12 protein-coding genes are annotated in these 13,832 nt (G+C 55.3%); 1 reads left to right on the top strand and 11 read right to left on the bottom strand.

From position 1 onward, the window contains the following. Positions 1-28: 28 nt before the first annotated feature. From HS103_09735 to HS103_09715, 5 genes are all read right to left on the bottom strand, one after another. Complete coding sequence (locus HS103_09735) at positions 29-607, bottom strand: dual specificity protein phosphatase family protein (GenBank protein ID MBE7513081.1); 579 nt, start codon at positions 605-607, stop codon at positions 29-31. Next, on the bottom strand, positions 607-2,157 hold the full coding sequence (locus tag HS103_09730) for a UDP-N-acetylmuramoyl-L-alanyl-D-glutamate--2,6-diaminopimelate ligase (GenBank protein MBE7513080.1): 1,551 nt from the start codon (positions 2,155-2,157) through the stop codon (positions 607-609). The genes HS103_09735 and HS103_09730 overlap by 1 nt, the downstream gene beginning before the upstream one ends. Before the next feature lie 242 nt (positions 2,158-2,399). Then, on the bottom strand, positions 2,400-3,617 hold the full coding sequence (gene sat, locus HS103_09725) for a sulfate adenylyltransferase (protein ID MBE7513079.1): 1,218 nt from the start codon (positions 3,615-3,617) through the stop codon (positions 2,400-2,402). After that, positions 3,610-4,179: an adenylyl-sulfate kinase gene (gene cysC, locus HS103_09720; protein MBE7513078.1), complete on the bottom strand. Its 570-nt coding sequence runs from the start codon at positions 4,177-4,179 to the stop codon at positions 3,610-3,612. Before cysC ends, sat begins: the two co-directional genes overlap by 8 nt. Further along, positions 4,176-4,946 carry a phosphoadenylyl-sulfate reductase gene (locus HS103_09715; GenBank protein MBE7513077.1) on the bottom strand — a complete coding sequence of 257 codons (771 nt, stop codon included), beginning with the start codon at positions 4,944-4,946 and terminating at the stop codon, positions 4,176-4,178. Before HS103_09715 ends, cysC begins: the two co-directional genes overlap by 4 nt. A gap of 598 nt (positions 4,947-5,544) precedes the next feature. Between HS103_09715 and HS103_09710 the strand changes: the two genes are divergently transcribed. Continuing rightward, positions 5,545-5,775: a hypothetical protein gene (locus HS103_09710; GenBank protein MBE7513076.1), complete on the top strand. Its 231-nt coding sequence runs from the start codon at positions 5,545-5,547 to the stop codon at positions 5,773-5,775. Between the two features lie 536 nt (positions 5,776-6,311). On the opposite strand, the gene HS103_09705 is transcribed toward HS103_09710, so the two are convergent. From HS103_09705 to HS103_09680, 6 genes are all read right to left on the bottom strand, one after another. Then, positions 6,312-6,770, bottom strand: coding sequence for an IS5 family transposase (locus HS103_09705; GenBank protein ID MBE7513075.1), 459 nt, complete (start codon positions 6,768-6,770; stop codon positions 6,312-6,314). Then, complete coding sequence (locus HS103_09700; GenBank protein ID MBE7513074.1) at positions 6,727-6,942, bottom strand: transposase; 216 nt, start codon at positions 6,940-6,942, stop codon at positions 6,727-6,729. Before HS103_09700 ends, HS103_09705 begins: the two co-directional genes overlap by 44 nt. A gap of 40 nt (positions 6,943-6,982) precedes the next feature. Then, positions 6,983-8,821 carry an ABC transporter ATP-binding protein gene (locus tag HS103_09695; GenBank protein ID MBE7513073.1) on the bottom strand — a complete coding sequence of 613 codons (1,839 nt, stop codon included), beginning with the start codon at positions 8,819-8,821 and terminating at the stop codon, positions 6,983-6,985. A 20-nt stretch (positions 8,822-8,841) separates the two neighbouring features. Next, the gene (locus HS103_09690; GenBank protein MBE7513072.1) at positions 8,842-9,159 is read right to left on the bottom strand and encodes a TfoX/Sxy family protein; all 318 of its coding nucleotides are present in this window, start codon (positions 9,157-9,159) and stop codon (positions 8,842-8,844) included. Next, a complete protein-coding gene (locus HS103_09685; protein ID MBE7513071.1) occupies positions 9,156-10,949 on the bottom strand; it encodes an ABC transporter ATP-binding protein in 1,794 nt (597 codons plus the stop codon). The genes HS103_09690 and HS103_09685 overlap by 4 nt, the downstream gene beginning before the upstream one ends. Before the next feature lie 542 nt (positions 10,950-11,491). Continuing rightward, entirely contained in the window at positions 11,492-13,816 is a 2,325-nt protein-coding gene (locus HS103_09680) for an ATP-dependent RecD-like DNA helicase (GenBank protein MBE7513070.1), read from the bottom strand. Positions 13,817-13,832: the final 16 nt, after the last annotated feature.

The raw sequence follows: 13,832 nt of genomic DNA, 5'->3' as shown, positions 1-13,832 counted from the left end.
GGTTAGCTATGCGATGAGGTGTTCGCGCTTATGGACGATGAGCCGCCCAATAGTCAGCGAATTGGTGCAGCCGCATGCGCTGCCGAGCGGAGAGGTGAATCACTGGGCGGCGCTCAGCCACGAAGATGATCGCATCCTCCACGCCAAACCCACAAGCAATGAGATAGGCAACAACTTGCGAGGGTCCTCGCCCAAAGCCCGCCGCACAATGGACGTACACCCCATGCCCAGCGCTGATCTGCTCACCAATAAAGCATACCCCCTGATAAAGCTGTTCTACCGTCGCCGCTGTGCCATCAATCACGGGAAGCCAAAGGGCATGGGGGGTATCGATCCCAAAACGGCGATCATCCCATTCCACGCGCATGTTCACGATAGCGCTGACCCCCCGCTCTGTCAGCCGTCGCCAGTCGTTCGCGCCGATCTGCCCACCGAGGTACAGCTGATCGGTGATCTCGATCAGGCGCAGCAACGGGGGCAGTCGCCCGTGATCACCGAGGCGCGAACGGACATAATAGAGCAGGTAGGGTATACCGTGCCTCGCCCACCGCCGAAAAGGAGGGGCAGCGTGAGCGCGGATCATCTCTGGCGAGGGGAAGCCCGTCATTACCACGCACCTTTCGCATCCCGCGTCGGAAGCGTCCGCAAGGGGTGTCCGCGCAGCGCCGCCCGCAGCGCCTCACGGTCATCCCACGCATATTCCACCGTCCCAAAACACATGCTTTGCTCATGCCCTTTGCCACAGGCAATCACGACATCGCCAGGGTTCGCCAGCGCACAGGCAAAGGCAAGCGCTGCGCCGCGATCCGGGACGCGGTAGAAGGTATGCCCTTCCTTGCCGCCTTTGCTCAGCGCCCCCGCCGCCATCATCGCCAATATCTCATCTAAGGACTCGGTGCGCGGGTCTTCGGCGGTCAGGATACACAGATCGGCATGTTCCACCCCAATTTCCGCCATCATCCGCCGTTTTTCCACATCGCGCAGTCCGGCGCTACCAAAGACGGCGATTACCTGCCCACTGGTCATGCGCCGCGCTGCCGTGAGCGCCCGCAGCAGAGCGTTGGGGGTATGGGCAAAATCGACCAATGCCAGAAAATCCTGCCCTTCATCAAGGCGTTCCATTCGTCCCGAAATGGGGGGGAGGCTTGTTATGCCACGTTGGATCGTCGCTGGCGCAATGCCCAACATTGCGCCAACATTGGCGGCGGCAAGGATGTTCTGAACATTGAATTCACCGATCAGCGCCGTTTGCATCGGCACGCGAATGGTGTGATCCTGAGCAGAATCCTTTATGTTGAGTGTGAAAGTCGTCCGATCTGGAAAAAACGATAGGTCTTGAACGTCGTTTAGGCTATAAATGACCCGACGCCCCACAGGAAACGCCTCGAAGTAGGCACGGTTCGGATCATCGCCGTTGATGACCAGCGCCTTCATGATTCCTGCTTTGGCAGATGATTCGCTGACATTTTTGAACAGCAGACCCTTCGCCGCACGGTATGCCTCGAACGTGCCATGATAATCAAGGTGTTCATGGGTGACATTCGTCAATACGGCAATGTCAAAGCTGACGCCATTCACCCGCCCTTGCGCCAAGCCGTGTGAGGTTGTCTCTAAAATGGCGTGGGTCAAGCCCGCCTCAACCATCCGCCGCAAATAGGAATGCACTTCAGGGGCGGTGGGGGTCGTCACATGAAGTCCCGTCGGAATGTCCTCATCGCCAATCACAGCGCTGATTGTGCTGATCATCCCAACGCGGATGCCCGCTGCCTTCAAAATGTGGTAGATCAGGTTCGTCGTGGTCGTTTTGCCATCCGTCCCCGTGACACCGATCACCGTGAGGCGATCTGAGGGGAAGCCTTCATAGGCGGCGGCAAGGTAGCCAAGCGCTGTGGCTGAGTTTGCCACCTGTACATAGGGAGTGGGCAGCGTGCCGAGGGCAGTGCGGGGCTGTTCCCCGATGATTGCCGCCGCACCCGCCGCCGCCGCTGTGCCGATGAAGGCGTGCGAATCGACCTGTGTACCGCGCCGCGCAAGGAATACGCCCCCCGCTTGGACGGCGCGGCTATCCTCTGTGATGGGGGCTGTGATCCGAGGGTTTTCCGTAGGGATATCGATCACACCGGGGACGCGAGCAAGAAGGGTTTGAAGATGAATCATGGGTTGTGTCGTCTGTCTTGGTCTGTTTGAGGCACTTGGCGCATGAAAGCGCTCCAAGAAGGATCATTAATCCCTCTACTATACCCCGCTTGCTGGTGATCGGTGAGGAAGGTGAGGTGGTTTGTCAAAGACTGAAAGGGGTCATAAGGGGAATGGGGTAGGGGCGACCCTGTGTGGTCGCCCGCGCTATGGATGAAGAACCTTTGCGGCATGATCGTGCTGATCACGCCGTCGTAGGCGCTCTATGCCCCCGCCTGATCGCGTACACCGCGCATCAGAATACGGCTTACTTCGGGGCGGGTGAATTCCGTAGGCAAATCCTGACCGTTCGCCAGCATCTCCCGCACTTGAGTCCCGCTGAGGACGATGTGGGCGCTGGAATCGTGTGGGCAGGTTTTGGAACTGACCACCGCACCGCATGTCTTGCAGTAGAAGGTATGCTCAAAGAACAGCGGCGTGATGCCGATTTCTTCTGGAGTGAACTCATCGAAAATCCAGTGGGCGTCATATGTTCCGTAGTGCTTACCGACTCCGGCGTGGTCGCGCCCGACGATGAAATGGGAACACCCGTAATTTTTACGGGCAATGGCGTGGAAGATCGCCTCACGCGGACCGGCGTAGCGCATCGCAGCCGGAAAGACCCCAAGCAGCACCCGTGACGCCGGATAATAGGCGCTCAGGATTGCCTTGTAGCTTTCTACACGAAGCGAGGCCGGAATATCATCGGATTTCGTCTCGCCCACAAGGGGGTGGAGCAGCAGCCCATCAACGACTTCGAGTGCCGTCTTTTGGATGTATTCATGGGCGCGGTGAATCGGGTTGCGCGTTTGAAAGCCGACGATCCGCCGCCACTGGCGCTCTAAGAAGATTGCCCGCGTTTGGGTGGGCGTGTAACGGAGCGCGGCGAACTCTGTTGTGGCGCGTTCGGGCTGTTCGACCAGCCACACATCCCCACCAAGCAGGACATCGCCCTGTTTGTAGAGCCGCGCTACACCCGGATGTGCCGTCTCCGTCGTGCGATAGACCTTTTGCGCCTCAACTTCGCGGTCATAGGTGTATTTGTCGCTCACCGTGAGCAGAGCAATGACTGTCTCGCCCGTCGTTCGCCCTTCGACAAGGGCAACCTCATCGCCAATGGCGACGCGCTCAGCATCTTCGGCGCTCACCGCAAAGGTGACCGGGATCGACCAGGGCAAACCATTTGCCAAGCGCAGGTCATGGACAATGGTACGGTAATCCTCGCGCCCAACAAATCCTGTCAGTGGGCTGAGAGCGCCGCTGCCGATCATCTCCAAATCGGCAAGGTTCACTTCGCTAAGGGGAAGTCGAACCAAACGGGCAGCGCGTTCAAGCGCCTCGGCACGGACATCGCCCGTCAGGATGCGGTTGACTAACGTCCCCCCATGGGGAGCAATCAAGGTGGCGGGCTTGTTGGGGTTAAAGGGGGAAGGGCTAGGCATGGGTGACCTCCCCAACCGACTCCCGCTGCGGGATTAACCCGCGCCCTTCAAGGTAGGCGAGAATCTTCGCCACGCTCTCCGCCACTGTCTCTTGATCGGTGCGCACAACGATCTCAGCCGCTTCCGGTGCTTCGTAAGGATCGTTCACACCGGTGAAGTTCAGAATCTCGCCCGCGATTGCCTTTTTGTAATGCCCCTTCACGTCGCGCTCAATGACTGTTTCCAGCGGGGCGCTGACGTACACTTCGATGAAATTCGTCGTCTCTGCCCGCGCTTTTGCCCGTGCCTCTTTGTAGGGGGAGATGAACGAGGCGAGGACACCCACCCCATTGCGGGAGAGCAGTTTTGCCACAAAGGTGACCCGCTCAATGTTCTTGTCGCGGTCTTCCTTGCTAAAGCCAAGATCACGGGTGAGTCCCTCACGGACGACATCGCCATCCAAGCGCTCAACGCGCACGCTCCGCGCCCGAAGGTCGGCTTCTAAGGCAAGGGCAATAGTCGTCTTGCCTGCGCCGGAAAGCCCGGTCATCCATAAAGTAAAGCCGTCGCTGTCAACCGTCATGATTCGTGTTGTCCTTTTGTATTTGTTTCTTCTGAGATGGTCTTATCAATGTGGATTCCACATTCCGTCTTTGCCGACCCCGCCCAACGCCCCGCCCGCTTATCGCCCGACGCCGGATCGACGGCGCGGGTGCAGGGATAACAACCAATGCTTGGGTAGCCCTGATCGTGGAGGGTGTTGTAGGGGAGTTCGTAGGCATGGAGATACGTCCACACCATCGATTCTGTCCATGTGGCAAAAGGGGCAATTTTCAGGTTGTTATGCTTGCGATCCCACGCAAAGATGGGCGTCTCTGCCCGCCCTTCTGATTGATCGCGGCGCAAACCGGTGAGCCATGCCCCATACCCACCCAAAACGCGATCTAGGAGGTCGGTCTTGCGCAGGGCGCAGCACTGATCAGGGTCACGCAGCCAGAGCGCCTCCCCATGGGTTGCCGCTTGCTCAGCGACGGTCTGTGCGGGGCGCAGGCGAAGCAGGTTCAACGCCAGCCGTTTTTCGAGATCGTTCATGAGGGCGTAGGTTTCCGAAAACAACAGCCCCGTATCAAGCGTCAGAACGGGTGTGTTCGGGGCGAACTCGCTGAGCATATGGAGGGTGACAATCCCCGTTGGCTGGAAACTGGTGACGGTGGCAAGGCGCTGCCCAAATTCGCCCACCGCCCAACGAAGTATCTCGGCGGGGTGAGCATCGGCAAAGCGGGCGTTCAGAGTCTCGACCAATGCCCCTGTCGCCACTGTATCGGAGGTATTTGGGGTGGGTTGGGTCATGGAACTCCTCAAAAAAAAGCCCCGGCGGCGTCCGGGGCGTGCAAGCAAGGGTCGGTCTGCCAAAAGGCACGATACTACCAGCCGCCGGGCGGGTGAGTGGGTATACACATGGCGCACGGACAACAGGTTGATAGGCGAAGCATGGCAATCACAAAAAAACCACCGAAAAATCAAGAGTGACCCGATAAAGATCGTAGCATAATAATCGCAGCGAGGCAAGAGCAGTTATGCATGTTTGTGAAAAACGCTGAGAGCGTGGGTTTAGGCGGTTAAGGCTTCGAGTCTTGTCAACCACATATGACGTAAAACGTGCCAGGATCAGTCATTATTTCAAGCACGTTAAAGAAGTAAATCACACCTCTTTTCGAAATTTCGCAGGTCAAATAGGGCTGAATATGGGATTGAAATAGACAAACTGGTTCGTTTCGGGCTTTAGCTCAAAGCGATATGTTATGATACGTTTTGGTGTAGGTCTTTAACAAAAGGTTTTACCTCTCTTTGCGTAGTGAGTAGCCCGTCCCGATGGTGATTTTCGCCATTTGCGCGGGTTGTTCAATGAAGGCATGCGTCTTCACGCCCTTGCCAAAGGAGAGACAATATGAAGCGGGTAGATACTGAAAAGCTACAGGAATTCGATGTCATGGTTGGGCAACTGAGTAATGCGCAATACGAGTTACAAGACCCACATAATCTTCGTACCGCCTTACCACAAGTTCTAAAACTGGCAAAGCTTTGTCGGTTATACCTTGAAGGTATCTCAGAACTTACCGAAGAGGAAATTGAGGTGCTTCAAATTGGCAAGTATGGGAAATACCTAAATGATGAATAAGCTCTAGTGACGGCTGCAAACTAACAAGTAGTGCATTGCATATCACACCGTACTCATAAAACACTGCCGTTCGGTAGTGTTTTGTTCTGTCAGCTCAGTGGATATATTTAACCATTTCACTGGTTGTTGCTAAGCAATTGATATAATTTGCCTTTATTACAGTTTTTACTATCTCAGCTTTCGTGGGATCATCATTCATAAGCCATACTTGCCGTCGTCTCTTCCCTGTAACCATTGTACGTAAGGTGTCAATCGGAATGGAGTAGATAACGGAGAGGTTGAGTTATTGGAGGGAGCATCGAGACTTGTTTCCTCGTATCCCGTCGCAAAGTCGCTTCAACCGACGTCGTCGCAACCTGATGGATGCCTTTGACCTGATCCGTCAGGCGGTACTGCGCGTTTTAGACTTGGCAGCCGATAGGGACTGCACGATTGATAGTCTGCCCGTTCCGGTGGTGCAGGTTCATTTGGTTCCCAGTTCGACGGCAGATGCAAATCAAGGCTCTGGCTTTCCCGATCTAGGTTGTGTTGACATTTCACCGAAGCCAGATCAAGGTACTGGTGAGTTGTAAGAAACCAAGATAGCACCGAGCGAGCTTGTCAAAACGAGAGAAGACCCGGCGAAAATGCTTGATTTTGCCGATAAAACACGCGATCAAATACCGTTCTCGATAACGCCATTCATCGTATTGGCGGGGTATTTGGGCATTTTTGTTGGGCGGAATAACCACTTCAATACCTCTGATGCGAAGTGCATCGACAAAATCCTGCACGCCATAGCTGCGATCTGCAATCAGGTAGTCAAAGTCCAGATCGACAGTCAGATCATGCGCCTTGATGATGTCATGACGTTGTCCGGCGGTCAGGTGCAATCGCAGCGGATAGCCCAACCCGTCCACCGTGACATGAATTTTGGTGCTGAAGCCGCCACGACTACGCCCCAGTGCCTGTTCAGCCTGCCCACCGTTTTTTTGTGGCTCTGGCAGCACTGGCATGGGCACGCACAATCGTGCTGTCCACCATCCCATGTTCCATATCCGGGTCATCGGCAAAATATTCCAGCATCCGATCCCACACGCCTTGGTCACACCAACGACCAAAACGCTTATACACACTGTTCCACTTCCCGTACTCGCTCGGTAGCAAGCACCATCGCATGGTTGTCATCTGACAACCTTAGCTCGTTTGATTCAAATGCCAACACAACCTAAGTTGCCTTATCCGTAACGAACCCCAACCGTTCCTCAGGGCGAGTATTGAGGTATTCCAAACTCTGATGGCGGAAGTATGTGTTATAAAGTTCTGCATAGTGACCGCCGCTGCTCATCAGCGAGTCGTGGCTGCCTTCTTCGATGATCTCGCCCTTCTTGATCACGATGATCCGATCCGCGCCCTTAATCGTGCTGAGGCGGTGGGCAATGACAATGCTCGTGCGCCCCTTCAGAACGACATCCAACCCCTCTTGGATCAACGCCTCGGTAAGCGGGTCTACACTTGCTGTTGCCTCGTCTAGGATAATGATCGAGGGATTTTGGAGCATGATCCGCGCTAGGGCGACAAGCTGCCGCTGTCCCATCGAGAGGCTGCTGCCGCGTTCGCCCACTTGTGTATTTAAACCTTCAGGGAGCATCCGCACCCAGTCGCCTCCGGCAATCTGGTTGGCGGCAGCGGCAACCTCGGCATTCGTCGCTTCCCGCTTGCCGTAGCGAATGTTATCCGCCACCGTCCCATCAAAGAGGAACGGCGTTTGAGTGACCACCCCCAAATGGACGCGATAGGCGGGGAGATCAAGAGTGCGAATATCGACACCATCAATCAGAATACGCCCCGACTGAAATTCATAGAAACGGGCGATTAATTTTCCGATGCTTGATTTCCCCGCCCCTGTATGCCCCACAAAGGCAATCGTCTGTCCGGCGGGGATATGTAGGTTGAAGTTTTCGAGGACTTGCTCTTTATCTGTGTAACGGAAGTTCACCCCTTCAAAGCGAATTTCGCCGCGTACATCCTTAAGGGTGACGTTTCCTTTTTGGATCACTTTCGGCTCGTCATCAATCAGGGCAAAGACGCGCTCCCCTGCCGCCAAACCCAATTGGAACTGACTCCAAAACGAGGCGATGCTTGTCAGAGGAAACCAGAACAACATCATCCCCTGAATAAAGAGATACCAATCCCCTGCTGTCATGCCGCCTGTTGTGACGGTGCGCCCGCCAAAAAACACCAGCGATGCCGTCCCAACGCCGGCAACGATGTTCAAAATTGGGAAAATGCCGCTAAAGACATACCCCGTCCGCAGGTTGATCCAAAACGAACGGCGGTTCAAAACGCGGAAATCATCGTACATGGCGCGTTCTTGGCGGAACGTTTTCGCCACACCAATTCCGGCGACGCTCTCTTGGATCAGGCTGGTGACCTCAGCACGGACGCGCCGCGACTGGATAATTGTTTTGCGGGCAATAACGCGGAACAAGAGCGCTACCCCGATAATCACTGGCATCAACAGCAGCAGCACCAGAGTCAGCGAGCGATTCACAATAAACAGAAAGCCTAGCAAGAGAAGGATCAGCAAAAATTGGCTGACCAAATCACGGATGAGTGTGACCACCTGTGAAAAGGCGGCGGTATCGGACATCACCCGGCTGACGATCTTCCCAGAAGGAAACTCATCATAGAAGCTGAGATCGCGGCGCAAGACGGCGGCGGCGGCGTCTTCCCGCAGTTTTAAGACGACATCCCCAATAGCCTGCGAGGAAAACCATCGTTGAAGGAAGTTGATCCCCCACCCTAAAACCCCTAAGCCCACCGCAAGAACGGCGATGGTGGCAACCAGCGTCGTTGACGGATCAACCTGCATCTGATCCAGCCCGCGTGAGATCACAACAGGCGAGAGGGTGGCTGCCAATGAACTGCCCACCACCAAAAGGGCGATAAACGCCATTTTTCGGGCATGGGGGCGGAAATAGGAGAGAATACGACGAACAAGCTGCTGATCAGAGTAACTGCGGTCATAGCCTTCGGCGTCCAGACCGTCCATGAGGAAACCCATAGCGATTGCTCCTCGCTGTATTAGCCTTTTTTCATCTTCTTTGGCGCTTTTTTCGGCGCGGCTAAGGGGGTCACGGCTTGCTGGAGGGCTGCTTTTTCTTCTGCCGTCAGAAAAAGCAGATTTACCCCCTTCACCGCCCCCTCAAGCGCGTAGAGAATCATGAGATGCTTGGGATAGCCCATCGCCACCAGCCGTAAGTAGGCATTCACTGCGCCGATCTCGCGCAGATCGTCCGCCGTCATGATCCCAATATCTTTCAACATTTGTTCGGTCTTTGCCCCAATGTTCATCAGGCTGCTCAGTGGGGCAGCGGTGAGCTTCGTTTTGAGCGAACTCATGCCATAGCCCCTTCTGCCACCTCCAATGGCGGCAAATCGATCTCGTAACGGGCGAAGATACGGCGGTAATCGGGCGAACGGCGCAAAAGTTCCTCATGGCTGCCCTGTGCCACCACACGCCCCGCCTCAATGACGACGATCCGATCCGCCCAACGAATTTGGGAAAGGCGGTGTGTGATGAGGAGCGTCGTCCGCCCCACGCCCGCCCGCTGGATCGCTTTTTGAATATCGTCTTCGGTGGCGCTATCAATAGCGCTGGTCGAGTCGTCTAGGATCAAAATGCGCGGGTTGCTCAGAAAGGCGCGTGCTAACGCCACACGCTGCCGCTGCCCGCCGGAAAGCGTTACGCCGCGCTCACCGATCATCGTTTTATAGCCGTCCTTGAAGCCCATGATAAAGTCATGTGCCTGTGCCTCTTTTGCCGCCTGCTCAATCTGCTCTTGGGTGGCGCTGGGCATTCCATAGGCGATGTTCTCGGCAACTGTCCGGCTAAACAGAAACACGTCTTGTTCAATCTTGGAAATTTGGGAGCGCAGCGAGTCCAAGTTCCATGCTTTGACGTTGATTCCGTCAATGAGGACTTCCCCATAGGTGGTGTCATAGGTGCGGTTGATCAGGCTCGTCAGGGTGCTTTTGCCTGATCCCGTTGCCCCCACAATGGCAACCGTCTGCCCCGCCGCAAGCGAGAGGTTCACCTTTTCAAGGGCGCGGGTGTTGTCGTGGAGGAAGGTGACATTGCGAAACTCAATTGCGCCCTCGATAGTCGCTGTATGACCGCCCTGATTCTCATCAAGTTCTGTCTCGGTGGTGATGATCTCAATGATACGCCGCGCTCCAGCAACCCCGCTGCGAACAAGCGTGATCGTGAAGATTGAGGCAAAGGTGGGCCAACGCAAGACGCCAACGATCCCCATAAAGGAAATAATCTCAGGGATGGTCATTTGCCCGCGCTGGTAGAAACTGAGCGCGTGGAGGAAGCACAAGGCAAAGGTAATCGAAAAGAGCAAAACAGGCAGGTAACGCGCTTCCATATAGCCCTGCCGCACAAACAAATCGCGGAACAGCCGCGTCCCTTTGCGGAACTTGCGCAGTTCGTAACCCTCTTGCGCAGATGCCTTGACCACCTCAATCCCAGAGATCACTTCCTCTAGATCGGTGTTGATTTTGCCGTACTGTTCACGCTGGCGGCGAAGGACAGGATCAAGGCGTTCGGTATAGCGGTAGACCGAAATAACATAGACGACGACAAAGAGCAACGGAATTGCCAAGAGCGCCGGCTTCATGGAGGCAATGAAGATCAAGGGAATCACAACGCCGAGGACAGTTTCCATGGCAATGGAGACACCGGGGTTCATCATCCCGTTAAGTTGTACGACATCGTCCGTTGCCCGCGCCATGATGTCTCCCACCCGCTGACGGTTGTGGAAGGTTTGGCTTTTGCCCAGCAAACTCCGGTAAAGTTCTTCGCGGGCGTCTACCTCCAAACGTTGGGCAATCGTTTCTACCGAAAGCGACGAAAAGAGGGCGCAGAGTCCATCCGCCACCAACAAAATGAGGATCAACAAGGCAATTTGCCCAATTGCCTCTAAGGGGTTGGGTTCATAGGCGGCAGCCACCGCATACCCAATGAGAGATTGCGCCCCAGTATAGAGGGTGTACGAGCCAATCATTAAACAAATGGTCAGGGCAAAAAAGAGTCTATAGCGGGCTACATGAGATGCAATCCAGCGTGTAGCGCTGCGCGTGTCGTAACGGTATGCCCCCTTGACGGTGAACTCGCTGCGAGCCAACGAACACCTCCCTCTTGACGAACGAACGTTCGGAACACTTAATCATACCACGCCTGTTTTTCACGGGCAATGGGGAATTATGCAAAAAATTGAATAATATGGGGAAAGGTCGCCAGTTGTCGGGAAGTGACAGGTAAATCGAGAAAGCTAAAAGACTTGTCTGCAACTAGAAAAGGAACATCTGCCAAGAAGGGAAACCCTCAACCGTGACCAACTTGCTGTGGTGAAGGTTTTAGGTCAGAACCCCTATCCCCTCCGGTTACTGCGCAGCAGGCGACTTTCCCCGTCCACAGGGAAAGGGGGAGAGATTCCCTGTCGCTGTTTACGAGGTGGGGGCAAGCCGCAAAAGGGTGGTTACTCCTAGATCGCTGCATTAGCGGCGGGCGCTCACGCCCCTACGAGAATTACACTGCCAATAGAGCCTAGATACCTCGGGGCTTTGGCGACTCTCTTAGGCTCACCTAGTTACGGACAAGCCTTAAAAGATGGTGGGCTAGGGAGACCCGCTGTGGCACGTCCTTACAAGGACGTATGACCTTACCCTAGCGCATCATCCCATTTAGTCGGTATGCCAACGCGCTGTACCGTTTTGCCACCTTGTCATTCTGAATTGCCGTCCAAACCGATTTTTTTGCCCCCACCAACACCACCAGCTTTTTTGCCCGTGTCACCGCTGTGTAGAGCAAGTTCCGCTGCAACATGATGAAATGCTGCGGCATGATCGGCATCACTACGACAGGGTATTCCGACCCCTGACTGCGGTGGACGCTGACGGCAAAGGCGTGCAACAGTTCATCCGTCTCGCTGACGTGGTATTCGACAGGGCGCCCATCAAAGACGACGGTCAGCATCTCGCGGGGGGGATCGATGCTGTATAAACGCCCAATATCCCCGTTATAGACATCCTTCTCATAGTTGTTTTTCGTTTGCATCACCTTATCCCCCACGCGGAAGATCGCCCCGCCGATCTTTTTCTCGGCGTTCCGTCCGGGAGGGTTCAGCGCCGCTTGCAGCCGTTCGTTCAGAACTTGAATCCCCACACTCCCTCGGTACATGGGGGCAAGCACTTGTATATCCTCTATAGGATCAAAATCAAAGCGGTTGGGAATCCGTTGGGTGACGACATCGACAACGAGATCACCAGCAGCATCGGGCGTTTCTGCCCCAAACATGAAGAAATCCGCCGCCTGATTATCGAGATTCGGCATTCTCCCGTGATTGATGCTGTGGGCGTTAGCGATGATCAGGCTGTCATCGGCTTGGCGGAAGATCGTATCAAGGCGCGTCAGATGGGCGATCCCACCCTTAATCAGATCGCGCAGAACATCGCCCGCCCCAACGCTTGGTAACTGATCGACATCCCCCACTAACATAAGGTGCGTATCGGGAGAAAGCGCCTTCAGGACGTTGTAAAACAGGACGAGATCAAGCATCGACGCCTCGTCAATGATCAGCATGTCCGTGTTCAGCGGTTCGCCATCCATCTCGAACGTCTCGCCGGGGGTGAATCCCAACAGGCGGTGAATCGTTCGCGCCGGGCGTCCAGTTGCCTCGCTCAGGCGCTTTGAGGCACGCCCCGTTGGGCTGGCAAGCTCGTAGTTTGCCTTCATCGTCTCAAGGGCGCGGATCACCGCCCGCAGAGTCGTTGTTTTGCCCGTGCCGGGACCGCCCGTCAGAATACTGATCTTATTCGTCAGCGCGGCTTCCACTGCCCCTTGCTGCTGAAGAGTAAGGGTAATTTTGTCTTGGCGCTCCAAAATGCTGAAAAACTTCGTCCAGCCAAATGTTTTTACTTTGGGCAGGCGCGTTGTTTTCCACTGCACCATCTCGTGTAGACGCTTCGCCGTGTTCCGCTCGCTGATCAACATTCCCCGCAAATAGAGTGCCTCTACCGTGCCGCCGTTGGCTTCATCTGGCACATGTTGAATGACAATATCGGTGCGGTCTTTCAGCGATTCAATCGCCGTCTCAATCCGGGCGGCAATCGCTTTGGACGGCTCAAGGATATGGACATCAGGATCAAAGGCATCGCCATCCAGCGGCTCGTAACTGAGATCATCATCTTCAGGGGCGGTGCTGCTGGTGGCGCGGGCAACGGCAGGAAGTTCCAAAAGGTCAATCACTTTTTCGCTGACAACGGGACGCGGAGCATAGACATGCCCATCGCCCATGAGTGTTTCAAGGGCATAGACAATCCCCGCCTCAATCCGTTCGGGGGAATCGATGCTCATGCCCATGCTGCGGGCAATCCTATCGGCAATTTTGAAGCCAATCCCTTGCACATCACGGGCGAGTTGATAGGGGTTATGTTTCACCTGCGCGGGCGTCTGGTCACCATAGGTTTCAAAGATTTTCTTCGCCAGCCGCGCCCCGATTCCATAGCCCTGTAAAAAGAGCATAATATCGCGCTGTTGGAAATTTTCTGACCACGCTTGGGCAATCAATGTCGCCCGTGCTTCCCCAATGGATGGCACTTCAAAGATGCGCTGCGGGTTCGCGTTGAGGATATTCAGCGCGTCCATCCCGAAATGATCAATGATCGCCTGCGCCGTCCGCGAGCCAACCCCGCGAATCGCCCCGCTGCCCAAGTAGCGCCGCAGCCCTTCGATAGAGGTGGGCAAAATCGGGTCAGCCCGTTCCGCCTTGAACTGTTTACCATATTGGGAGTGCATTGCCCAAACGCCCGTAAAGCGGACGACCTCGCCTTCGTTCAACGGGGCAAACACGCCTACGACAGTTGCCAGCCCCTCGCGGTTTGTGCTTCCCGGCAGCGGCGTGTTTGGTTTCAGACGGAGGACGGTATAACCTGACTCCTCGCTGTAATAGGTGATCCGTTCAATGACCCCTTCGAGGGTTTCTGCACTCATGCCTGCTGTCCTAAGT

The organism is Anaerolineales bacterium, from assembly GCA_015075625.1.
Lineage (GTDB): Bacteria > Chloroflexota > Anaerolineae > Aggregatilineales > UBA2796 > UBA2796.
This window is presented reverse-complemented; position numbering and strand designations above follow the sequence as displayed.